Annotated in this window: 18 protein-coding genes; 10 read left to right on the top strand and 8 right to left on the bottom strand. The window is 53.6% G+C overall.

From position 1 onward, the window contains the following. Window positions 1-130 precede the first annotated feature (130 nt). The 3 genes from K0T92_RS06750 to pxpB all read right to left on the bottom strand — a co-directional run bounded on the left by K0T92_RS06750 (window position 131) and on the right by pxpB (window position 2,817). Entirely contained in the window at window positions 131-928 is a 798-nt protein-coding gene (locus K0T92_RS06750; RefSeq protein ID WP_219871891.1) for a LamB/YcsF family protein, read from the bottom strand. 108 nt (window positions 929-1,036) lie between these two features. Beyond that, window positions 1,037-2,080: a 5-oxoprolinase subunit C family protein gene (locus K0T92_RS06745; protein ID WP_219871682.1), complete on the bottom strand. Its 1,044-nt coding sequence runs from the start codon at window positions 2,078-2,080 to the stop codon at window positions 1,037-1,039. Then, window positions 2,080-2,817: a 5-oxoprolinase subunit PxpB gene (gene pxpB / locus K0T92_RS06740; protein ID WP_219871681.1), complete on the bottom strand. Its 738-nt coding sequence runs from the start codon at window positions 2,815-2,817 to the stop codon at window positions 2,080-2,082. The genes K0T92_RS06745 and pxpB overlap by 1 nt, the downstream gene beginning before the upstream one ends. Before the next feature lie 179 nt (window positions 2,818-2,996). Between pxpB and K0T92_RS06735 the strand changes: the two genes are divergently transcribed. The 7 genes from K0T92_RS06735 (at window position 2,997) to K0T92_RS06705 (ending at window position 10,441) form a co-directional block, all read left to right on the top strand. Beyond that, complete coding sequence (locus K0T92_RS06735; RefSeq protein ID WP_219871680.1) at window positions 2,997-3,872, top strand: ATP-binding cassette domain-containing protein; 876 nt, start codon at window positions 2,997-2,999, stop codon at window positions 3,870-3,872. Further along, entirely contained in the window at window positions 3,869-6,112 is a 2,244-nt protein-coding gene (locus tag K0T92_RS06730) for an ABC-2 transporter permease (protein WP_219871679.1), read from the top strand. Before K0T92_RS06735 ends, K0T92_RS06730 begins: the two co-directional genes overlap by 4 nt. Window positions 6,113-6,118: 6 nt before the next feature. Then, a complete protein-coding gene (locus K0T92_RS06725) occupies window positions 6,119-6,712 on the top strand; it encodes an RNA polymerase sigma factor (RefSeq protein WP_343223648.1) in 594 nt (197 codons plus the stop codon). Beyond that, a complete protein-coding gene (locus K0T92_RS06720; RefSeq protein ID WP_219871678.1) occupies window positions 6,690-7,508 on the top strand; it encodes a hypothetical protein in 819 nt (272 codons plus the stop codon). The genes K0T92_RS06725 and K0T92_RS06720 overlap by 23 nt, the downstream gene beginning before the upstream one ends. A gap of 43 nt (window positions 7,509-7,551) precedes the next feature. Beyond that, window positions 7,552-8,430: an ATP-binding cassette domain-containing protein gene (locus K0T92_RS06715; RefSeq protein WP_219871677.1), complete on the top strand. Its 879-nt coding sequence runs from the start codon at window positions 7,552-7,554 to the stop codon at window positions 8,428-8,430. Between the two features lie 185 nt (window positions 8,431-8,615). After that, window positions 8,616-8,918, top strand: coding sequence for a hypothetical protein (locus tag K0T92_RS06710; protein ID WP_219871676.1), 303 nt, complete (start codon window positions 8,616-8,618; stop codon window positions 8,916-8,918). Between the two features lie 53 nt (window positions 8,919-8,971). Next, window positions 8,972-10,441, top strand: coding sequence for a methyl-accepting chemotaxis protein (locus K0T92_RS06705; protein ID WP_219871675.1), 1,470 nt, complete (start codon window positions 8,972-8,974; stop codon window positions 10,439-10,441). Between the two features lie 324 nt (window positions 10,442-10,765). On the opposite strand, the gene K0T92_RS06700 is transcribed toward K0T92_RS06705, so the two are convergent. Continuing rightward, window positions 10,766-12,286: a Tle-like phospholipase domain-containing protein gene (locus K0T92_RS06700; protein WP_219871674.1), complete on the bottom strand. Its 1,521-nt coding sequence runs from the start codon at window positions 12,284-12,286 to the stop codon at window positions 10,766-10,768. Window positions 12,287-12,299: 13 nt separating this feature from the next. Continuing rightward, window positions 12,300-12,878 carry a TetR/AcrR family transcriptional regulator gene (locus tag K0T92_RS06695; RefSeq protein WP_219871673.1) on the bottom strand — a complete coding sequence of 193 codons (579 nt, stop codon included), beginning with the start codon at window positions 12,876-12,878 and terminating at the stop codon, window positions 12,300-12,302. Window positions 12,879-13,170: 292 nt separating this feature from the next. Here K0T92_RS06695 and K0T92_RS06690 point away from each other — a divergent pair, with 292 nt between their 5' ends. Beyond that, the gene (locus K0T92_RS06690) at window positions 13,171-16,086 is read left to right on the top strand and encodes an efflux RND transporter permease subunit (RefSeq protein WP_219871672.1); all 2,916 of its coding nucleotides are present in this window, start codon (window positions 13,171-13,173) and stop codon (window positions 16,084-16,086) included. Between the two features lie 195 nt (window positions 16,087-16,281). Here the strand turns inward: K0T92_RS06690 and K0T92_RS06685 are convergent, their stop codons facing one another. The 3 genes from K0T92_RS06685 to K0T92_RS06675 form a co-directional block, all read right to left on the bottom strand. Continuing rightward, on the bottom strand, window positions 16,282-16,872 hold the full coding sequence (locus K0T92_RS06685) for a hypothetical protein (protein ID WP_219871671.1): 591 nt from the start codon (window positions 16,870-16,872) through the stop codon (window positions 16,282-16,284). A gap of 42 nt (window positions 16,873-16,914) precedes the next feature. Beyond that, window positions 16,915-17,760, bottom strand: coding sequence for a DMT family transporter (locus tag K0T92_RS06680; RefSeq protein ID WP_219871670.1), 846 nt, complete (start codon window positions 17,758-17,760; stop codon window positions 16,915-16,917). Window positions 17,761-17,886: 126 nt separating this feature from the next. Continuing rightward, window positions 17,887-18,849, bottom strand: coding sequence for an aldolase catalytic domain-containing protein (locus K0T92_RS06675; protein ID WP_219871669.1), 963 nt, complete (start codon window positions 18,847-18,849; stop codon window positions 17,887-17,889). Between the two features lie 243 nt (window positions 18,850-19,092). Between K0T92_RS06675 and K0T92_RS06670 the strand changes: the two genes are divergently transcribed. Together K0T92_RS06670 and K0T92_RS06665 are read left to right on the top strand one after the other, a co-directional pair. Continuing rightward, window positions 19,093-19,779 (top strand): response regulator transcription factor, encoded by a 687-nt coding sequence (locus K0T92_RS06670; protein WP_246627939.1) that lies wholly within the window; start codon window positions 19,093-19,095, stop codon window positions 19,777-19,779. A 92-nt stretch (window positions 19,780-19,871) separates the two neighbouring features. Then, complete coding sequence (locus tag K0T92_RS06665) at window positions 19,872-21,818, top strand: sensor histidine kinase (protein ID WP_219871667.1); 1,947 nt, start codon at window positions 19,872-19,874, stop codon at window positions 21,816-21,818. Window positions 21,819-22,000 lie beyond the last annotated feature (182 nt).

The following is a 22,000-nucleotide window of genomic DNA, read 5'->3' as shown; positions in this document are numbered from 1 at the left end:
CCTGCATTTACGCAGGCTTCCCCTTCATTCTCTGCTAAAGTAACGAAATCAGTCGCTTTTTTCGTTAGGAGCCTTTTTTATCTAAACGTTGATTAACTCTGAAGCCCGCCGGGCTTCTCAACAAACTGATCTATTGTGGATGCTGCAGCACAATGCCGGCAGCAAGGAGCCCCTGTCTCAATGCAGCTGCGAATTGCACCGCATGCGGACCGTCTCCGTGCAGACAGATCGTCTCCGCCTGCACAGCTGCCTCAATGCCCTCGGAAGTGCGGACAGCTCCGCGGACAATCATGTCCAGCGCTTGACCGACCGCTGCCTTCGGCTCCGTCAATACCGCATTCGGCATATTCCTCGGCGTTAATGTACCGTCACTCCGATATGTCCGGTCAGCGAACACCTCGGATACCGCCCTCACTCCCTGCTTCTGCGCTTCTTCAAGCAGCAGGCTGCCGGACTGGCCATACAGGAGCAGCCCGTCATCGAGCGATTTGACCGCACGCACAACAGCTTCGGCAATATCGCTGTCCCGGCCCGCCATATGATAGAGCGCCCCATGGGGCTTCACATGGCGAAGCGTGCTGCCGGCAGCGCGAACGAAGCCGTAGAGCGCTCCTACCTGATAGAGGGTAAGATCATAGGCCTCCACAGCAGTGATCGCCATCTCGCGGCGTCCGAAGCCCAGTCGGTCTGGCAAGCCAGGATGAGCGCCGATGGATACGCCGGCAGCTGCCGCCCGCTCGACCGCTTCGCGCATCGTGTGGGGATCTCCGGCATGAAAACCGCAGGCAATATTAACACTCGTCACATACTGCAGCAAAACCTCATCCTGTCCAAACGTATAGGCACCGTAGCCTTCGCCAAAGTCGCAATTCAGATCGACGGTTGGCGGCCTTGGAATTCCGCTCGATTGGGGTTTATATCCCCTCATCACTTGGGGTGTAGCTCCCTTCATACTCATGAGCCGTTCTCCCCTCTCATGATCAACTGGAACAGCAGAAGCCAGTATTATAGAAGTAATAACGGATGCGTAACATCACTATGGCATCCGACAACAAATTCCTGCGGCAAGCTGCCGCATATCACGCTCGAAGGCAATTTCGATTCTTTGCGCCTCGGCCAGCGTCACGCTGCGGAATGTAATCGCAGCTCCCGGCCTGGCCTGCGCAAGCAGCGGCAGATCCGCTGTAATGACATGCGCAATCTTGGGATAGCCGCCTGTCGTCTGGCAATCAGCGGCCAATACGATTGGCATGCCGCCGGACGGCAGCTGTACCGTGCCGGGGACAACGCCATGCGACAGCAGCTCTGTGCTGTCGCTAAGTTCTAACGGGGGGCCAGCCAGCCGGACCCCCATCCGATCCGATGCCGGAGCGACGTTATACCGCTCCGTGAAGAAAGCCCTTCGGGCCGCTGCGCTCAGCCGCCCGAATTCGCTCCCCGGCATCGCGCGCAGCTCGATGCCGTCCGCTGCACCGCCGCCGTAGGCAAGCGGCGGCGCGAACCAGCCCGGGGCCGCAAAGCCATTGCGGCCCCGCGGCTGAGCCCCGGCGCGCGCGGCAAGCTCCGCGCGCCACAGACGCTGCCAAGCGGCGCGCGCTCCGCCAGCGCTGTCGCGCTCGCCGCATGGCAGCGTATCGCCCGCCTGCAGCGGGCGGCCGTCCACGCCGCCAATGCCTGCGCGGACATCCGTGCTGCGGCTGCCAAGCACCGCCGCCGCATGGATTCCCCCGGCCACCGCGATGTATGCGCGGCAGCCCGCAAGCGCCGCGCCGAATGTGATCCGTGATCCGGCGGCAGCCCATAGAGGCCGCCACATCGGCAGCTCCTCGCCATCCATATGCGGCGACATGTGCGCACCGCATATCGCCAGCAGCATATCGCGCTCCACCGTCAAGGTTGGTCCGACGAGCGTCAGCTCAAGCCCCGCCGCGCCTTCTTCATTGCCGACGAGCAGATTCGCCGTCCTCAGCGCATAACGGTCCATCGCCCCGCCTAGCGGAATACCGTCCCTCCGCCAGCCTGGGCGGCCCAAATCCTGAATAGTCGTATAGAAGCCGGGCTTCATGACAGTTAAGCTCATTATCGATCTCCCCATGCTTCCATTTGCTGTTTGCCTATCGGTACGAAACGAATACGGTCTCCTGCCCGAAGCAGGGACGGCTCTTCCTCCGCCGAACGGAACAACTCCATCGGCGTTCTGCCGATCAGCTGCCATCCGCCCGGAGAAGAGAAGGGATAAATCCCCGTCTGCCCGCCTGCAATGCCGACCGATCCTGCCGGAACGCGGCTGCGCGGCGATGCTTTGCGGGGCTGGCTCAGCTCCCGCGGAAGCCCGGTCAGGTACGGAAACCCGGGCATAAAACCGATCATAGCCACTGTATATTCGGGAGAGGCATGAAGCTCTACGAACGATTGGACGCTCAGCTCCGCGCGTTCTGCAGCTTCCTGCAAATCCGGCCCATAGGCGCCGCCGTAGCATACAGGGATATCGATCAGCCGCGGCCTGCCCGCAGCATGCTTATGTTCCCGATGCAGCAAGCTCTCTACTTGCGCAATCGTTTGCTCGTAAGGCAAACGCAGCGAACGCTCCGCTTCTGACATCGATGCCAACACTTTGACAGGATCATAAACGATTGTCACGGTGTCATAAGCAGACACTGCATCCTCCATCCATTCCGGCCCAACTATCCGCAGCAGCTCGGCTGTATCAGCCATCATTTGCGGGTCTGCGGGCGCCTTGCAATCCCCAAGACGCACTACTAGCGCTCTGTCGCCGAGCGGCTCAACGCATAGATCCGTTCTATCGGAGTTACTCACAAAATTCCCCTTCTTTGACAAGGATGCTTTTTTGATATAATGGATTGGAAGTTAATTCCGTGAACCCCTAATCAATACTAGTTTGTACCATTCCAGTGTTCTTGTCTAGCCTCTTTCTAAAGCTTTGTTAAAACTTTTTTCATAACCGTATCGTCATTGCATCAGGAGGAGAAACATCCATGCTATCCGCTACCCATTTAGGTAAGAAATATAGAGGCATATGGGCGCTTGAGCCACTATCCCTGCAGCTCAATCAAGGCATGTACGGTCTGCTCGGTCCCAATGGAGCCGGCAAATCCACCTTGATGCGGCTGCTGGCCGGCCTGCTGGCCCCTTCGACGGGAGACGCTGTGATCAACGGCCTGTCTGTGCGCAGCGGCAGCAATGTCCGCCTGCAGATCGGCTACGTCCCGCAGAACTTCCAGATGTACCCGCAGCTGACGGCACGCGAATGGCTCCGCCATGTCGCCAAGCTCAAAGGCATCGGAACGCGCAAGGAGCAGGATGCCGAGGTAGAGCGCCTCCTTCATACCGTTCATTTGACCGCGAGAGCCGACCGCCCTGCACGCACTTATTCCAGCGGCATGGTCAAGCGCCTCGGCATCGCGCAAGCGCTGCTCGGCAGTCCGGTTGTTGTTATCGTGGACGAGCCGACGACCGGACTGGACCCGGAAGAACGGGTAAGACTGCGCAATGTATTAGCAGAGCTGGCGCTATCCAGTGTCGTGCTGCTGTCCACTCATGTGCTGAGCGATGTAGAGTCCAGCTGCGGCAATGTCATCGTCCTTGGAAACGGAAAGCTTCATTATAAGGGACGGCTCGCGGGCCTCGCTCATTTTGCCGAAGGAAGGCTCTGGGAGTGGGAGGCATCCCATCATGAATGGCAAGCCATCGCACAGGAGCGGCTGCTGGCAGCACGCAAGACAGCCGATGGCGTCCTATGCAGAGTAATCGCCGATGAACCGCCCAGTCCGTACGCCGCAGCCGCCGTGCCTTCTATGGAGGATGGCTACCTGGCGCTGATCGGCAGCTTGCCGGATGTGAACGGGCGATGAGGATTCTGCTGCTGCAAATAATACTGGAGCTCAGACTGCTGGCCAAGCTTCGCTGGCCGCTGCTCCTCCCCCTTCCCGCGTTCGGCTGGATGCTGCTGGAAGGGTCAAGCTCCGATTCCTACGCCTCAGGCGACATTAACCTGTATGCGGTCGATGCTCATGCGATGATTATGCTGTTTGCGATGGCCGTGCCTATTCTGCTCGGCGTACTGCTCATTCGCCGCGATACGCTAAGCAGTATCTACGAGTGGAGCCTTAGCCTGCCGGTTCCGAATGGCGTTATTATCGCGAGCAAATGGATCGCCGGATTTCTGTACAGCAGCCTGTTCACCGTGGCCGCTCAAGCAGCCTACCTTATATTGGTCTGGCAGCATGGGCTTCCCTGGTCTTCAGCGATGAAGCCGGTTCTGTTCTTCAGTATGCTGTACGAAATGTCGTTCGCAGCGGCCGTAGCGCTCGGACTTATATTGGGAGCGCTGATGCCGCTCAGGTTCTCATTGCCGATCGCGTTCTGCGGCTGGATGTTCGGCTCCCTGTTTGTGCCTATTTTTCTGGCGAGCAGCTTCCAATGGCATCCGCTTAAAGCTTTTAGCTTTAACCATCTCATCAGCAACTCATCGTTAATGACGAATGAAGGCTGGTTCTACGGGTTAAATTCTTTGGAGTATAAGCTGTTACTACCGTTCGTGGCCCTGTTCAGCTTGTTCATGCTGACCGCGACTGCTGCGCTGGTCGCCCGGGTCAGACCTGTGCGCAGGCCGGCGATGCCCGCCATCATTATGTTGGCAGCCCTGCTCCTGTCAGGCATCTCGTATATCCCTTACGGCATGTTGTGGAAGGACAGGTATGGGCAGCTGGATGCCATGCGCGCCGCCGCGCCGCCGCAGACCGCCGTCATGCTGCCGCATGAGCCCTATACCTTCCGCATTGACAGCATGAAGCTGGATGTGATGCGGCATCCTGACGATCGGCTTGAGATGACCGCTGATATCTTATTGCCTACAGACAAGGACGGCCGATTGATTCCATCCGCTCCTATGATCGAAGAAGTGAAGCCGCACAAGGAAGGCTTTGTCTCCTTCCTGCTGGACCCGCTGCTGAAGGTTCATTCCTTCAAGCTGGATGGCGCCGATATCCCTTGGCAGCAGGATGGCCCGTTTATTTCCTTCGAGCAGGCAAGGCTGCTTGATACGGCAGGCGACCAGCATTCCATTGCGATTGGCTATAGCGGTACAATTAATAGATGGATGCCGAATTACAGCTCCGAGAGCTATGCGGCATTCGCAGTCGGCCATAATGTTTTTCTGCCTGGCCATTTCGGCTGGTTCCCGCTGCCTGGCGGCAGCGGACTTTACAGCGATAATCTCAATTTGCTGCCCAGAGGGGATATAATCCGCTACTTGCGTGCAGACTTTGAATTGACAGTAAGTGGGTTCCATGGCCCGATCTATTCCTCTCTTCCTGCGGCGCCTGATGATACGCCCCAGAGGAGGCATTTTGCCCGGCATGCGGCTGAAGCTCCTGAGCTGATCGGCGGGGATTTCCGCACGGTCCGTATCGAGGGTGAACCGGTTACTATTGTTACGACAGCCGGCAATGTGGAGGAGAGCAGGGCGTTTCTGCAGGAGCTGAAGCGAAAGCGCAGCTATTATGAAGCATGGCTGGGCGAGCCGCTTGATGCCATCCGGCAGATTGTTTATTTTCCGATGAACCAGCTGATCTGGAACTCGGTGAACACGGGCCAAAGCTATGCCAACGGAAATACGATCTATATTAGCGCAACCAAGTATCAAGGATTTGGCTTTGATCAGCTGCAGCGGGTAATGGGCAAATTGATCTTTGGCGACCTTGTTAATATGCACCAGCATGTGAATAATTGGGAGGATTATAAGGACCCCAATGAAGATTATTCCATGATTCAGGAGATCCGCGCGCTTATTTTGTCGCTGGAGCATCTGGATGGACTTCCTCGTGAGCAGTTGGCCCGTGATTCCATTATCTACGGATGGTTCGCCTTGGGAGAACCACTGTCCAACAAGATCAAGGAAGCCTATATGGAAGGCAACGGCGAGCTGGTCAAAAGAGTGCTGAAACGCTTCCTCGACCAAGGACTGTATATAGAGGACTTCAACGAACATGGAGGCCTCATCGTTAATTACAGGGGCAATCAACAGTATCAATACCCCGCAATCAATTGGCAGAATTGGCTGAACGTGTGGAATGAAGAGAAGGGCAGGTGATACGACGTGACAGATGATGAATTGCTGCAGGGAATGGCCGCTGGCGATCAGGCATGCTTCGAAGCGCTGATCCACCGCTATCATGCGCCATTATCCGGGTTTCTGCAGCGCCAGCTGAATGATGCGGGCAAAGCCGAGGACTTCGTCCAGGAGACCTTTCTTCGGCTGATCAAGCAGCTGCAGCGCAAGGCGGCGCCCGACAACGTCCAGGCCTGGCTGTATCGGGTAGCCCTTAACATGTGCCGCGACTACTGGAAGAGCGCTCAGTATCGAACCGACCGTTTCCCATACGAGGAGCCGCCGGAGCAGCGGGATGCAAGCCCTTCCGTTGTGGAGCTCGCCGAGCGGCAGGAGACGCGGAAGGAAATGCAGCAATCGCTGGATTCACTGCCTGAGGTTCAGAAAGAGATTATTACGCTGCGCTTCTATCAGGATCTGAAGCTGCAGGATATTGCCGATATTCTCAGCCTGCCGCTAGGCTCGGTCAAAACCCATTTATATAACGGTTTACGCAAATTAAAATCACGTCTTCGTCCTGAGCAAACAGAGATGAAGGAGAACAAGGGAGGCAACCGGTATGAGCGCGCCAAAAGACAATGAAATTAAAGAGCTCGAGGATGAGCTTCGCCAGCCGTTGTCGCAAATGATGATCAAGCCTGTATCCTCTATCGATACGAACATGCTGATCAAAGCGCTTCAGCCAGCCTTCGACACCTTGAAGGAGTCGGCAGAGGCGGAACGTTTCACAAGAAGAGAATCCGTCCGCTCCCGTCGGCCTTCCCTCATTCGGCTTATGCGCTCACAGCTGTCCTCGTATTCCAGAATGTACTGGCTCGCAAGCTTGTTCGTATTCGGCATGCTGCTCTACATGCTGCCGACCGAAGGCCAAATTTCCCACACTACGGTTGGAAATACCTTTACCTTCGTGCTGCCTGCCCTGCTGCTGGCTTCCCTTGCCTACAGCTTCCGGACGTGGAACAAGGAAATGCGCATAATCGAAAGTATCACGCCGTATCCTCCCGCGCTGCTCCTTATCGTGCGGATGATGATTGTCATCGGCCTCAATCTGCTGTTCGGCATTGCGGGCTCTATCTATATGGATGCAAAGGTCGAAGCCTTTCCTCTTCTCCCGTTCATGCTCCAATGGCTGTCGCTCCTGCTGCTTCTGAGCGGCGTAACTGCTTATGTGCTGATGTGGAAAGGCTTCAAGTCTGCTTTCTTCTGCGCGGTCATTCTATGGATCGGCTGGCTGAGCATCACACAGGTTGATTCCCCGATAAGCAATCTGGCGGATCACCGGAACTGGATCTCCATGCAAGGAACAGCGCTGGCTGCGGGACTTCTGCTTCTCGCACTTGCCTGCCGCAGAAGCTTCGGAATCAAGCTGCTGCCCTAGCAAGCTGCCCACTGCAATTACGAGAAGAGGAGGCATGACATCCATGCTGGAACTGCATCAGCTCATATGGAATCGCAAACGGGCTGACTTCCGCCTGCGCATTCCAAGACTGGCTATCAAGCCAGGCATCACCCTGCTGGTCGGGCGCAATGGAGCAGGCAAATCCTCCTTGCTTCAGCTCCTGGCCACCGCCCAATTCCCCAATGAAGGGGATATCTGCTACAACGGCCTGACGGCAGACCGCGACCTGCCATACATTCGCTCGCAGATCGGCTTCGTCCCGACCGGCATTGAGCTGTATGAAGAGATGAAGACGGAGAAGCTGCTCTATTATCTCGCAGAGCTCAAGGGAGGAGCCGCTCCCGGCGAGCTTGACCGACTGATGGAATCCTTCCATCTTATGCCCTTCCGGAATCGCAGGATCAAGACCCTGCCGCAAGGGATACGGCAGCGTATCGCCCTTGCACAGGCGTGGATCGGATCACCGCCGTATATTTTTCTGGATGAGCCGCTTAATGCGCTGGATTCGCTGGAACGGCTCCGTTTCATCCGTTTCGTGGCTGCACATTCCCGCAATCGGACGATCGTCGTCTCCACTCATGAGCTGAATGAATGGGAGGCCTGGTCCGACAGAGTATTATGGCTGGACGAAGGAGAGGCGCAATTCCACGGCACACTTGAGGAATGGATCAGCGATCTGCCGCTTGGCGTATGGGAGGGAGAGATAGACGCCGTCCATTACCATCATCTTGATCCGGCTCATGTACTGCACATGCGGACAGATGAGCAGCATTGCAACGTGCGGCTTCTCGGCAACGAGCCGCCCGCTCCGCAGTTCACCCGGCAGCTGACTACGCTTGAGGATGCTTATTTCATACGCTGCAGAAGCCGCTCCGCAGAACTTTTAGACACCGGTTCATGACCTTGTTGGATAGAGGGGCATGAGCCGGTTTCTCTTTTTCCACCCCTCTCCCCCCCCCCTGATACCAGCTAACAAAAAAACACTGTAAATTGTTGCAAAATTCGCATTCCGACATTACAATCTAGACAGGACTTCAGTTCGACAATTTTCTCGCCTGAAAGGTCTTAAGAAGGAGGCACTAAGTCTTGGACACGTATCAGTTGGAATCTCTGTCTATCACTTATGACGATCAAACAACGAGACTGCAATACACATCTGCCGGGCTCGTCGTTGTGACAGATACAGGCTATCGGCTCTGGTATATCGAGGTTGACGGAATGACACAATTGGAGCTGCTGCAAGCTTTTCATGAACGTGACAATATTCGTGTCGCTTTGACAGGCAAGACGGCAAGCGGTCAACAATTTGAAGGCATCGGTTACTTGCATCCGAATGTTGCACATCATGCCGCTGCAATACGGGGAGATGGTGAACTAACAGGCTTCTGATCTCATAGCTAGTGTGATTCGCGTATGAACATTCGGTTAGGGGGAAGATTATTTTGAACAAAACAGACATCTTGCACAAAAGGAATAAGCTGCTCGTCATACTCGTATGGTGCTTCCTCGGCATTGGCCTATTAGGAGACATCGTAACGGATACGGGACTAGACTCCATACTTGCCCTTATCTATGCAGGCGTTGCAACGGGGGGCGTGCTGACACTCCTTATGTACAAGCGTTGGCTGATCAACTACCTCATGTACTTTATTGTCATCAGCATTGCCATCATTACTTATGTTCTCATCACTACCGGCCCGATTCTAACGACCTATCTGATGGTTTACGTCAGTCTCGGCGTCGCCTCGCTCTACAATAACTACAAGCCGATGCTGCTGTCTTCCCTGTTCGGGCTGCTGTACACGAATTTTTTCTGGTTCCAGTATCGCGAAGAGATTTTTGGCGCTTTTCAGGATGACAGCCTGATCTCCTTTAATTTGTTCTTCGTCTTAACGGCCGGCTCTATGCTGACAGCCTCCATATTCGGGCAGCGGCTGCAGGATCAAGTACTGGTTCAGCATGATGAGACAATCGTCGCCAAGGAACAATCCGAGCATATGCTGGAGCAGCTTCAATCCTCGGCTCAAGTACTGGAGCAATTCAGCTCCGAGCTGAGCGGCCATACGATGACTACCCGGGCGATCTCCAAAGAAATGACGACTTCTTTCTCTGAGATGTCCGTCAGCATTGAAACGCAAACCCGCAGTATTAGCGATGTTAGCGATGCTGTTCAACAGATGGACAGCCACGTAAAGCAAGCGTCGATGAATGCTACTGTACTGCGCGGCCTGTCAGAATCAACGCAAGAGCTGACCGGTTCCGGAAGCAGCGAGATGAGCATCCTGTCTCAAGAGGTATCTCGCGTGGCCGATATTATTATGGCAACGGCGGAACGGATGCACGAGCTGAATACCCAGAATGAGCAGATTAGCGAAATCGTCCTCAAAATTACAGCTATCTCCAACCAGACGAACATGCTTGCGCTGAATGCCGCGATTGAGGCTGCACGTGCAGGCGAGCATGGCAAGGGCTTCGCCGTTGTATCAGGCGAGGTGCGCAAGCTGGCCGATACGTCACGTCTTGCCGCAGAAGAAATTGCGTCCATCGTGGAGAATATCCGTGTACGAACGCTTGAGTTAACCGATCAGGTGGCGCTTGGACAGCAAGCCGCCGCAGTCAGCCTGAAGGCGACGAATACGGTAGACAGCGTCTTCCGTGATGTTGCAGGCAATACGACAGAGGTGCTGGCACAGTCCGAAGCTGTGGCCGAGCTTGTCCGCGAGCTTCAGAGCATCAGCCACACCGTTGCGCAGGAGATGTCGCAGATCGCCGCCTCCACTGAGCAGAATATGGCCTCCGTACAGGAGATGCTCGCTGGACTCGAAACCCAGGACAGCAAGATCAACTCCGTGGCCGAGAGCGCCGTTCAACTGGAGACGCTGACGAAGCGGCTGCAGGCGATGAACGAATAGATACAGGAGCAGCCCCAGTGAGTGGGGCAACTCTTCTATAGCTTCGCGTGCTGTGAGCTAAGCCAGGCGAAACATGCGAAACGGCAGTTTTTTTCTCGTTTCTGATCCCATGAAGGTGAAATGCCTGCCAGCGTGCAGGTATTTCACCTTCGTTTCCCTTTATCGGCCGATTTTTCCTCAAATTCATGCACGATCACAGGAATGTTACCATCTACAGCGTCTTGCAGCCGAAATTCATGCACATTCGCAGGCTTCTTACTCCATCATGCTGCCGTCAAACCACAGTTGGACAAGTTTTTTTCGCACCGTGCGCGGTGCTCGGATTCACACAATCCGAAACCGGGCAAGATCAGTACCGCTGACCACGATAGGCTTGTCACCAAGCTTCATTACGCTGTAGGACACAATTGCCTCCAGATTATATTCATTCGTCATGCCGCCGTCGGCTGCCACGAATATAAGTCTTTCGACCATGCGGTTGTCCACTCTGATCTGATTATAGGTGGACCAGTTTTTGATCGTTATTTTATCCGTAATTACACCTGGCGAAGTTTCAAAATAAATCATGACATCAAAGTAAGCCAAGCTGTCGAAGTTGTCAGACTTGATGAATTTGAACTTGGCCTCTTGTATCGTATAGCCCACAATCTGGAGCGTATCCCGCATGTTCAAATAACTGCCATCCGCATACGAAGCGGGTCCTCCTTCACTTATATAATCGATACCGTCCCCCTTCTTATAAATATAACGATCATTGCCTTCCCCGCCTTGCAGCTGATCCATCCCGACGCCGCCTTCGAGCACATCATTACCGGCACCGCCAATGATCAGATCATGGCCCTCGTTGCCAGAGAGCACATCATCGCCCGATCCGCCATCGATGAGATCAGCGCCTTGCCCGCCAGTAATGGAGTCGTTGCCGTCCATGCCATATAACAGATCATCGCCTGCATGTCCATTGATCGTATCAGCAAGATTCATTCCCCGGATCGTATCGGAATCATTCCTGCCTTCCAAGCGCAAGCCGCCGCCCAATTCCATGAAATTACCATCAGCATCCATATAGTAATCAAAATTCTCATACGACAATACATGCCGCAATGCCGCACTGTCGCCGTGAACATCCTCTCCCTTGCGGCTACCGACAATATACTTTTGCCCTTTGGAGAAAGAAAGCTTGATCGTATTTCCCAGATGAATGCCGATCGGCAGCGTATCTAAAGCCGTATTCAACATTTCGCCATCCAGATAATAATGCTTCACATTGTAGCTGGAAAACTCTTTGGCACCATTATTGAAGGGATGATTGCTTATGCCGATAATGGTCGCGGAGTTGAACACTACCGCTTTCATTATGTTCTCCTGCGGGATTACTTTCCCTCCAGAATTGATTTGCTCTGAATAAGCCAAGTAATATAAGGATTGCGCTAACTTCCCTCCCAAGGAATGACCGGTGAAGCAGATCGGCGTATGCGCATAACGCTCTCCCAGCACGCGAATGGTGTCTTCCATCAAACGTTTTCCCGACATGACCTGGAATGACATGAAATGGGTTTCATAAACATTGTCATACCAGTCGATTAATGAACTTGTACCACGGGTAGCGACTACGACCTCGCCCGAGCGATTGTCATCATGCACTCTTTGAAAGGCCACGCCAAAAAAACCAAGATTGCCAAGCTTCTCGGTGAACTGTTCCTCATTTAAGACCGATATGACATGCCATACGCTTGTATTGCCAGATTTATCACAATTGATTGCCACCTGATCACATGCAACAAGACTGTCATCGTACACCAGTCTGCTTAAATTCAGAAATTCCAAATCCGTTATTGCTGTTCGCATCCGCATCGCCCCTTTACGAAACAATCCCTTTGAAGAAAAGATCGAATGTAACGACCATATGTTCATTAAGCTTCTCTTCATCCTCATCCATGGACCATAGAATGAGCGTGCCGAAATACGTATGAAGCGCGATCTGCGTAATGTCAGCGGCCGGTATTTCCTTGCGCAGCTCCCCGCACTCCTGCCCGCTCTCGACAAGCGGAATGATTGCATCCTTCAGATCGGCTATCAGCTTCCTGTGTTTATCCAGCGCCTTCTCGCTCCCCAAGATGGCTTGAAACAGCGCCCTGGTCAGCTGCTTGTTAAGCGGAAACTGCTGCATAAGCTCAAAAATGATGAGCTGCATCTTGGGAATTAGCGGTCCCCCCTTGTCCTTCAGCTTCACGATCTCTTCAATAACGAATAGTCCCTGCAAATCACATATAAGATCGTCCTTGGACGAAAAGTAGTTAAAGAAAGTCCCTTTCGCAACACCCGCGAGCTTCACGATCTGCTCTATCGTTGTCGATTCGTAGCTTTGTTCAGCAAACAAGGACATCGCAGCCTCTTTAATTCGCACCCTTGTCTGCTCTTTCTTGAGCTCACGATTCATACTTGCCGCCTCCCTCTTCTAGAGCATGCTGCATCATTATTACGTATTGTAACACAGGACAATTTAAAATGGGAAGGGATCGATGACCAGAAGTCATTTATACCCTGCATTTTCATGATCTCAGTCTGCGATATTGAAATCGCATTCATATTTTGTTGAATTTCCTTTGTGAAATAATTATGACCGAAAGTTTAAAATTATTGATTTTCACATTTAAATCAGCTATAACTATACATAGAGATCGCATCAATGACATTGACTAAACTAGGAACATGATGAAGGAGGAACTGAAATGATTGAATGGCTTGTTCGCGGCCTGGCCCGCACGAAATGGCTCGTGCTGATCGCCTGGGTTGCTATAACAGCTGTATCCTTTCTAGGATTGCCTGATTTGCAGTCGATCGTGCGGGAGACAGAGCAGAAGTTCGTGCCTTCCGATTCCGAATCGGTTGTAGCGAAAGAGATCATGGAAAGAATTGATCCGGAGCAGACAACCAGATCCAATGCTATTATTGTATTTTCCCGCGAGAAGGGTATAACTTCCGAGGATCAGCAATGGCTGAAGAACAAAGCCGATGAGCTGAAGAGCCTCAAGGATAACGACGGCATCAAGTCCGTGCAGTCGGCTTATGAAATGCCCGAGATGGCAGCCAAGTTCCGCAGCGCGGACGGTACGACCGAGCTTATTATCGTCGGCTTCCAGCGCGCAGAGAATGATGCCGCAACACAGGAGGCTGTTGAATCGCTTGGCGAGTCACTAGGCGGGGCTCCTGAAGGCAGCAGCGTAGCACTGACGGGAAGCGCCCCGATCAGCAAAGATTTTCAGAAGAGCTCGGAAGAAGGGCTTAAGAAGACAGAGCTGCTCACAGTCGGGCTTGTCCTCGTCATCCTGTTTATTGTCTTCCGCTCTCCAGTCGCGCCCTTCATACCACTGCTTACAATCGGGCTGTCACTCATCATTACACGGGGGCTCGTAGCACTCGCAACCGAGTATGGCATGCCGGTATCCTCCTTCACGGAGTCATTCCTCATCGCCATTCTGTTCGGTGCCGGAACCGATTATTGCATCCTGCTCATCCAGCGCTACAGAGAGGAGCTAAGTGTTGACAATAATCCCGTCGAAGCGCTGGTGCGTACGATGCGTACGGTCGGCAAAACAGTCATATTCTCCGCCAGCACAGTATTCGTCGCTTTCTTCCTGATCGGATTCGCGCAGTTCGGCCTCTACCAGTCAGCTGTCGGCGTGTCCATCGGCGTCGTTGTTACTTTAATAGCCGGATTGACGCTCACTCCGGCCCTGCTGCTCATCCTGGGGCGGGCCACCTTCTGGCCGTCGAAGATTAACAGCGGCGGAGGACATGGCGAATCGAAGCTGTGGTCAGCAATGGCATCGCTCGCTTCCAGACGGCCCGTTGCCGTGCTGCTCGTTACCGTTATTCTGCTTGCACCGCTCACACTTCTCTTCGAAGGCAAGCGTTCCTTCGATGATATTGCAGAGATCGACCCCGGACTCGGCTCCGTGCAGGGCTTCCGGCAGGTGGAGCAATCGTTCGGATCCGGGGAAGTGTTCCCCGTCTCGATTGCGCTTACCTCCTCCGAATCTATGCGCTCGCCGGAGGCGCTCGCAGCGCTTGAATTCGCCAGTGCCAGCGTTGCCCGCCTTGACGGTGTCAAAGAGGTTCGCAGTGCAGTCAGGCCGCTTGGCGAACAATTGAATGAGCTGACCGTGCAGGATCAGCTGAGCAAAACATCAGCAGCAATAGAGGAAATGAAATCCGGCGTCGATAAGGTTGCAGATGGGCTTACAACCGCCAGCAGCGAGATTGCGGCCGGTCAAGGCGATATCGACAAGCTCACCGGAGGGCTTCAGGTGATGTCCGACAAGACTAAGGAAGCGAAGAACGGACTCCACAAGATTCACGGAGGGCTGGTTAGTGCAGCCAAAGGCACAGACCAGATTGCCGGGGGGCTATCACAGAGCGCAGATGTAGCGGCTTCTATGGCTGCCGATCTTCAAGGACTGCTCCAGGCACATCCCGAGCTGATGCAGGATAAAAATGTACAGATGCTGCTCGGCAAGCAGCAAGGATTAACAGAAGGCTTGTCCCAGCTCAAGAAAGGAACCGCAGGTGTTCAAAGCGGCTTCAAGCAGCTGAATCCTTCCATTGCCAAGGTTGCAGATGGGCTGGGGCAATTGGCGGATGGCCAGTCGCAGGCTGCTGCCGGTGCAGAGGAGCTTAAGGGCGGCTTGAACGAGCTGACCGGAGGGCTGAAGGACGGCGCCAAGGGGCTGACCGATATTTCCTCCGGCTTAGGCCAAGTCAATGATGCCCAGAAGAGCATTGCAGACAAAGGCGGCAGCCAGATTCCCGGCTGGTATATGCCTGAAGAAGCGCTGAGCCGTCCTGAATTCCAGCAGGCGCTCGCGTTCTATATGTCGGAAGATGGATTAACAACGAGGCTGGAGATCGTTCTCGATGTCAACCCTTACTCCGGAGATGCGCTGCTCATCGTTGACAAGATCCGCGATACGATGCGGCAGAGCTTGGCCAATACGGCGATTGTTGACCCGCAAGTATCGCTGTCAGGCACATCCGCGCAGATTCATGAGCTGAAGGATATTTCGCGGAACGACTTTACCCGTACAGGCACATTCGTTTTGGTTGGCATATTCATCGTTCTGATGCTTCTGCTTCGTTCGGTTCTGGCACCCATTTATGTGCTGCTCTCGCTTGGCTTCAACTATCTCGTCACGATGGGGATTGTCGAATTTATATTCGTCGACCTGCTGGGTGAACCTGGCCTGTCATGGAGTGCTTCATTCTTTGTATTCCTCATCATCGTTGCGCTTGGTGTCGATTACAGCATCTTCCTGATGGCGCGCTTCAAGGAGGAATATCGTCCGGGCGGCATCACTTATGCGATGTCCAGAGCGATGACAACGACCGGCGGCGTCATTATATCGGCAGCCGTCATCATGGGCGGTACCTTCGCGGCGCTAATGATGTCCGGCGTCAATACGCTGCTTCAGATCGGCGCAGGAATCGTGATCGGCCTTATTCTGTACTCCACCGTCTTTATGGGACTTGTCGTCCCGGCTTTGGCTAATCTGGTAGGAGAGGCGAACTGGTGGCCCTACCGCAAACAGAAAGCAGCAGCAGGCCAAGAATCGCAGGCCAAAGGAGCTGACCCAGTCCTTGGCGGCTAAACAGCAGGCCCTTCTCGCATGACGCGCAAACTCCATTTCGCTGGAGCTATAGCATGAAGGCGTTCGTTCGGTCATATGGCTGACCGAATGCCTTTATTCAGCAAAGCACCGCGCTTTGGAAACTGCACTAGAAAAGGCTGGCTCCACTTCATCAGGCATATTATGCCGCCTGATGCGTGGAGCCAGCCTTTATTACTATCTATTGCCGGAAGCTGCGGCATCCCTTGAATAGGCGAGCAGTCCGGCCAGTTCAAGCTGCTGCAAATGCTGCAATATTTCTCTCGTATCCTCCCCCGCCCGGCCGCTCTCCTGCAATGCAACGGCATCCGTCAGCAATGCCGGATTCCATGCCTGCTGACGCCCCATCTCCTGCAGCATATCCGCCATTCTGCCTTCAGCTTTGGCGCTGATCTCCATACGGCTGAGCCATTGCGCCGCATTTCTTCCGATAGTCCCCAGTGCCGGATGGGCTCCTGCATTATAGAACCAGTACTTGGCATTGGAATAATCGCCTTCCATCCGATGCATCAGACCGTGCCAATAACAGCCTGTAGCATCGTCCTCGATCTCCTGCGAGTAAGAATGCGATTTGTCCAGACTGTCATTGCAGAGATGAAGGCCCGCCTTCAAGGCGATCATAGCTTTTGAAGCTGCTCCTGGCAGTGAATCCAAAGCAGCAATTTCCTCATCCAGCGCGGAATTCCATACACCGGCAGGCAGCAGCTCCGGCAGTTGCTGTCGTGATTCTAATACCTCCATGATGCGGTCAAGCTGTCTCAATGCCATCACCCTTTCTCCTGTTCAGCAATCCGTTTCGAACGCTCCCCTTCAACCAAACAAACCGAGACAGATAATTCCCGAAGTAATAATAACCGAAGACCAGATTCTGCGGGCGCCCTGCTTCTCCTTCAGCAGCACGATAGCGAATAATGTTGCGAACACCGTTCCAACCTCGCGCATTGGAGCGAGTATCGCTAAGGGAGCAAGGTTCAACGCGAACAGAAATAATAAGTACCCTGAGGGCGCCAGCACCCCCGCGACAACGATGGCGCGCTTATTCGTCCGCCATTCGTGCAGCATGCCCCTGCTTCGCAGAGCAAACAATGAAAGGACTGCCAGATTGCCGACATTCGTCACAATATTAAGCAGAGCCGGCTGAACATACTCCAGCGCCAGCTTGTCTATTACCGTATACAGCGTAATGCTGATCCCCACCGCGAATGCATAGGCAGCAGCTGCCCCCTGCTCGCGAAGCTTGAACCCGTTGCTGATCATGAAGATACCCGTCACAATAACAGCAATGCCGATCCATCCTCCAATTGGCAAAGGTTCTCCGAGAATGACCACCGCGACAAGCGGAACAAGCAGCGGACTCGTCCCCCGCATAATGGGATAGACCTGCGACAAGTCTCCCACGATATAGGCTCTGGCGAGCAGCAGTATATACATGCCATGAACAGCCGCCGAGGCTGCCAACAGCAGCACGCCCTCCCAGGCAAAGACCGCACTCTGCAGATCAATAATCGCCCAAGGCAAAAAAATTACGATCGCAATAACCTGGCTGTACCAGAGAAACACATTTTTATTGCCGCTGTTCTTGGTCAGCGTATTCCATGTCGCATGGAACATGCCTGATAAAATAACGATACTTATAGCTGTTGCATGAGCGGCCATCTGCTTTTCCTCTTTTTAACATATTGGTAATACGCATAAGCTTACCACAAATAAAGAACCCGCACATAAGCCAATAAGTCGGCTGATGGGCGGGTACCTCTATGCGCTGATGCGCTTGTTGCTAAATTATTTGCTATGCGTTACTTCCGGAGTCGTCAGCTTGTCGTAGAAATCTACGCTGTTGTCCTTGTCGGCCGTGTCGCGAAGCGCCATTGCCGAGCGTGGGTGCTCATCCAGCATGCCCGTAATCATATAAGGAATGATGTAGCCCCACTCTTCCTTCTCGCGAAGAGGGATCATATGCTTGTCGATCATATCCAGCACCGGACGCACATTGTACTTCGTATTCTTCAGATTCGCAACGAGCAGCTCCGTCGGGCAGTTTCCTGCTGCGCGGCCCATTCCGTATACAGACGCATCCAACAGCTCGACGCCCTTCTCAACGGAAACAAGCGTGTTGGCGAATGCCAGCTGCATGTTGTTATGTGTATGAACGCCGAGACGTTTGTTCGGCAAATATTTCTTGAACTTGTCTACGAGGTAATTGAAATCATTCGGTCCCAGGCTGCCGTATGAATCTACGATGTAGACAACATCTACAACACTGGCATCGATCTGCTCGAACGCTTCAATCAACTGGTTCTCCATTACGTTGGAGAGCGCCATGATGTTGATTGTCGTTTCGTAGCCGCGGTCGTGGAATACTTTGACCAGATCAAGCGCCTTGTCCACATCCTGGATGTAGCAAGCCACACGAATAAGGTCGATCAGGCTCTCTTCACGAGGCAGAATATCATTCTCGTCCACACGGCCGATATCGACAAGCGCGGACAGCTTCGTGTTCAGCTTCTGCGGAATGACTTTGCGCAGGAAGTCATCATCCAGAAAACGCCAAGGACCGGCAGATTCTGCGCCTTTAAGCAGCTTTGGCGAGTTTTTGTAACCAATCTCCATATAGTCGACGCCCGCTTCGTTCAAGCTGTTGTACAGATGCTGAACGAACTCGACGCTGAAATCCCAGTTGTTCACGAGCCCGCCATCGCGGATCGTGCAGTCGACAATCTTGCAATTGCTTGCTTTTAAATTCATGAGAATGCATTCTCCTTTAACCATAACTTGTCTTTTCTATCCATGATACTTGAAAAGCGCGCTGAACGCAAAGCCATTTTGTCAAAGTTCGCCGCCAACTTCTTGCCGCATCCATCTGGAATAAAATCTAGTGATTGCCGTCATGATTGAAGTCATAATCTTCGCCCAAAAATCATGACCGCATAAGGGATGCCTTTCCAGTATAATAGAAGCAAAGAAATGGAATCAGATGGGAGCTTGACAATGGCAATCACTATAGTAATCGCTGATGATCAAACGCTAATGCGCGATGGGCTGCAGACGATCGTTCAGTTGGAAGAGGATATGAATGTAGTAGCAACGGCCGAGAACGGCGCGGAAGCCTATGAAATGGTGCGTCTCCATCAGCCCGATCTCGTCCTTATGGATATTCGGATGCCGGTCATGGACGGAATAGAGAGCACACAGAAGATCCGGCAGGATTATCCGCATACGTTAGTGCTCGTACTGACGACCTTCGCGGATGATGATTATATCGTAGATGCGCTCGTGAACGGCGCGTGCGGATTTCTGCTCAAGGATATGCCGGGCGATAAGCTGCTTCAGGCGATAAGAGATGCGATGAAAGGCGATCTGATGATGTCCGGCCCGATTGCAGCCAAGCTGGCAAGCCGCATCTCTTCCCTCTCCGCCAAGGACAAGAGAGCGGGCAAGAACGGCCAGGCGGCGGAATCGCTCCCAGGCAAGCAAGGGGTAAGCGTGCGGTTCACCGAACGCGAGAAGACCGTGGTCGCCCTCATGATGGAAGGGATGACGAACAGGGAGATTGCAGGCAAGCTGTTCATGAGCGAGGGCACCGTCAAAAACTACATCAGCACCATCTATGACAAAATCGGCACGAACGACCGGACACAAGCTGTCCTTTGGCTGAAAAGCATGACCGATCTATGACGCCAGTCACTATTCAAGCCAACAGCCGATTGACTACAATAACGTTATCATTATCCGGATATCCCGTTCGGGTAAGCTAAAGGAGACCTCTCTTGAACCTCGCGAAATGGCCCAAAAGATATCGGCTTCCCTATCTCATGGCAGCGTTAACACTCGTGCTGTTCGCTATTGCGGTCGCACAAAACTACGTCGTGTCCGATAACAGCCGCCCCGCCCCCATCTTAATGGAAAAGGTAAGAATTGCCGAATCATCTTCCGCACCTCCAGACCATGCGACCGGCACTCCTTCCGGTACGCATTGGATGAAGGTGAGGGAGATGTTTCCTCATTATGACGGACTTCTCCCGCCGGGACGATACTGGCTCAAGTACACGCCGGTGAAGGAGAGCTGGCAGCTCAACCCTTCCATCTATGTGCGCATCGTCAACTACTTCCGCCTTTATGTCGATGGTCAGGAATTGTATCGCTTCGACACAACCAACACGGATGCTCCGGTTAATCCGTATTACAATTGGCATCTGATACCTGCCGATTCCAAGCTGATGGGCAAAGACCTTACGCTCTGGCTGGATACATCGGGCATGAAGGTTCCGCTGCCCTATTTGGCAATCGACCAGCCGGAGGATGTACTATATTTCATGATCAGATTCGAGCTCGGCAATTATATGCTTGCGGCATTATTCATCTTCTGTGCCATTGCCGCTCTTTTCTTCTGTTTCACTAGAAGAGAGTCTGCTTACATCTACTTATTCATGTTCGCCTTTACGGCCGGGTATGCTTCGCTTGTCCGCAATCAGTCATTCAAGCTTTTCGTGGACAGCACCTGGTTCTCCTATCTCCATGACATCGCACTGCCATTCTGCGTGTTCGCCTTTGTCGGATTTGTGGAACGGTTGTATCCGGAGCTGTATCCGCGAACACATCGATACCTGCGCTGGGGCTTGCTTGCCTTCTCGCTGCTTACTGCAGTGTCGTCACTCGTCTCGCCTTATCTGTATTATTTGCTGCTGATGACCTATTTTCCGCCCCTGTTCCTCATCGTCTTCGCAGCCGTTACAAGAACGATCTATCGCGCTTACCGCAAGTACGACGAGGTGGAGAACAGCTGGATGATGGCCGGTTTTGCCATTGTTACGATTAATGCGCTGCTGCATATTATGTCTACCTCTTTGCCCGCCTACTACGATATGCTGGCAGGATTGTTCCCGCCGCTGCTGTTCTGGAATAATACACTGCTGTTCTGGAGCATCTTTCTGCTTATGATCTGCTTTGTGCGGGTGCTGTATGGCCGTTATGAATCCGTCAACCGGCAGCTTGAGACGTTTAATCGGTCGCTTGAGGATATGGTGCAGCAGCGGACAGCAGAGCTGGAGGATACGCATCTGCGGCTAACGGAATCCATGCGGGACTCTGCTGAAGCAACAGCGGCAACGCTGGTCATGGAGGAGCGGCAGCGAATCGCCTATACGATCCATGATACGGTAGGCCACACGCTGACAGCGACAATTGTGCAGATCGAGGCCGCCAAGCGGCTGATGGACAAGGACAAGGAGCTGGCCCTTAGCAAGTTCGAAGCATCCCAGCAGCTCGTGCGCAAAGGATTGGATGAGATCCGCGGCTCCGTACGGCTTCTTCAGGAGGATCCCGCCGATTATGATCTGCTGGGTGCGATGGATAAGCTGATCGCGGAGACGGCCGCTGCAACGGGAATCATTGTGGAGAAGGAGCTCGAAGCGCTGCCGGAGGGACTGACGATTTTCCAGAAAAGAGTGCTGTACCACGCCCTTCAGGAAGGCCTGACCAATGGCATCCGCCACGGCAAATGCGACCGGTTCACCTTTCAGCTCACCTATCGCAATCAACTGCTGTCCTTCCAGCTCAGCAATAACGGCCTGCCTTATACGAAAGCCGAATTCGGCTTCGGACTCAAGGCTATGGAGGATCGCGTGCAGCAGCTGGGCGGCACACTGCGCATCGATCCCGGAGCAAGCGGCTGCGTGCTGACACTAATCCTTCCCGTAAAGAACAATATGCACTAGCGATGCAATGTCCTTCAGCCCCCTGACCCCTTCCTAGCGGAGCGGATCAGGGGCTTTCGCTGCTTGTACAACCTATGCGCCGGTGGGGCGCTTGGTGACATAGTGATGTAGCGACATAACGCATGGCTGTATATCGCCAGAGCGGTGGCAGTGGCGGTGGTGATGGCGGTGGTGGCCATTTT

This window comes from Paenibacillus oenotherae, from assembly GCF_019443105.1.
Lineage (GTDB): Bacteria > Bacillota > Bacilli > Paenibacillales > Paenibacillaceae > Paenibacillus_Z > Paenibacillus_Z oenotherae.
The sequence above is the reverse complement of the archived record's forward strand: the minus strand, read 5'-3'. Positions and strand labels throughout refer to the sequence as shown.

Coding starts and splice junctions, on each gene's coding strand:
- K0T92_RS06750 (WP_219871891.1), bottom strand. CDS start 928: ATGAGGGGATATAAACCCCAATCGAGCGGAATTCCAAGGCCGCCAACC.
- K0T92_RS06745 (WP_219871682.1), bottom strand. CDS start 2,080: ATGAGCTTAACTGTCATGAAGCCCGGCTTCTATACGACTATTCAGGAT.
- K0T92_RS06735 (WP_219871680.1), top strand. CDS start 2,997: ATGCTATCCGCTACCCATTTAGGTAAGAAATATAGAGGCATATGGGCG.
- K0T92_RS06730 (WP_219871679.1), top strand. CDS start 3,869: ATGAGGATTCTGCTGCTGCAAATAATACTGGAGCTCAGACTGCTGGCC.
- K0T92_RS06720 (WP_219871678.1), top strand. CDS start 6,690: ATGAGCGCGCCAAAAGACAATGAAATTAAAGAGCTCGAGGATGAGCTT.
- K0T92_RS06715 (WP_219871677.1), top strand. CDS start 7,552: ATGCTGGAACTGCATCAGCTCATATGGAATCGCAAACGGGCTGACTTC.
- K0T92_RS06700 (WP_219871674.1), bottom strand. CDS start 12,286: ATGCGAACAGCAATAACGGATTTGGAATTTCTGAATTTAAGCAGACTG.
- K0T92_RS06695 (WP_219871673.1), bottom strand. CDS start 12,878: ATGAATCGTGAGCTCAAGAAAGAGCAGACAAGGGTGCGAATTAAAGAG.
- K0T92_RS06690 (WP_219871672.1), top strand. CDS start 13,171: ATGATTGAATGGCTTGTTCGCGGCCTGGCCCGCACGAAATGGCTCGTG.
- K0T92_RS06685 (WP_219871671.1), bottom strand. CDS start 16,872: ATGGCATTGAGACAGCTTGACCGCATCATGGAGGTATTAGAATCACGA.
- K0T92_RS06680 (WP_219871670.1), bottom strand. CDS start 17,760: ATGGCCGCTCATGCAACAGCTATAAGTATCGTTATTTTATCAGGCATG.
- K0T92_RS06675 (WP_219871669.1), bottom strand. CDS start 18,849: ATGAATTTAAAAGCAAGCAATTGCAAGATTGTCGACTGCACGATCCGC.
- K0T92_RS06670 (WP_246627939.1), top strand. CDS start 19,093: ATGGCAATCACTATAGTAATCGCTGATGATCAAACGCTAATGCGCGAT.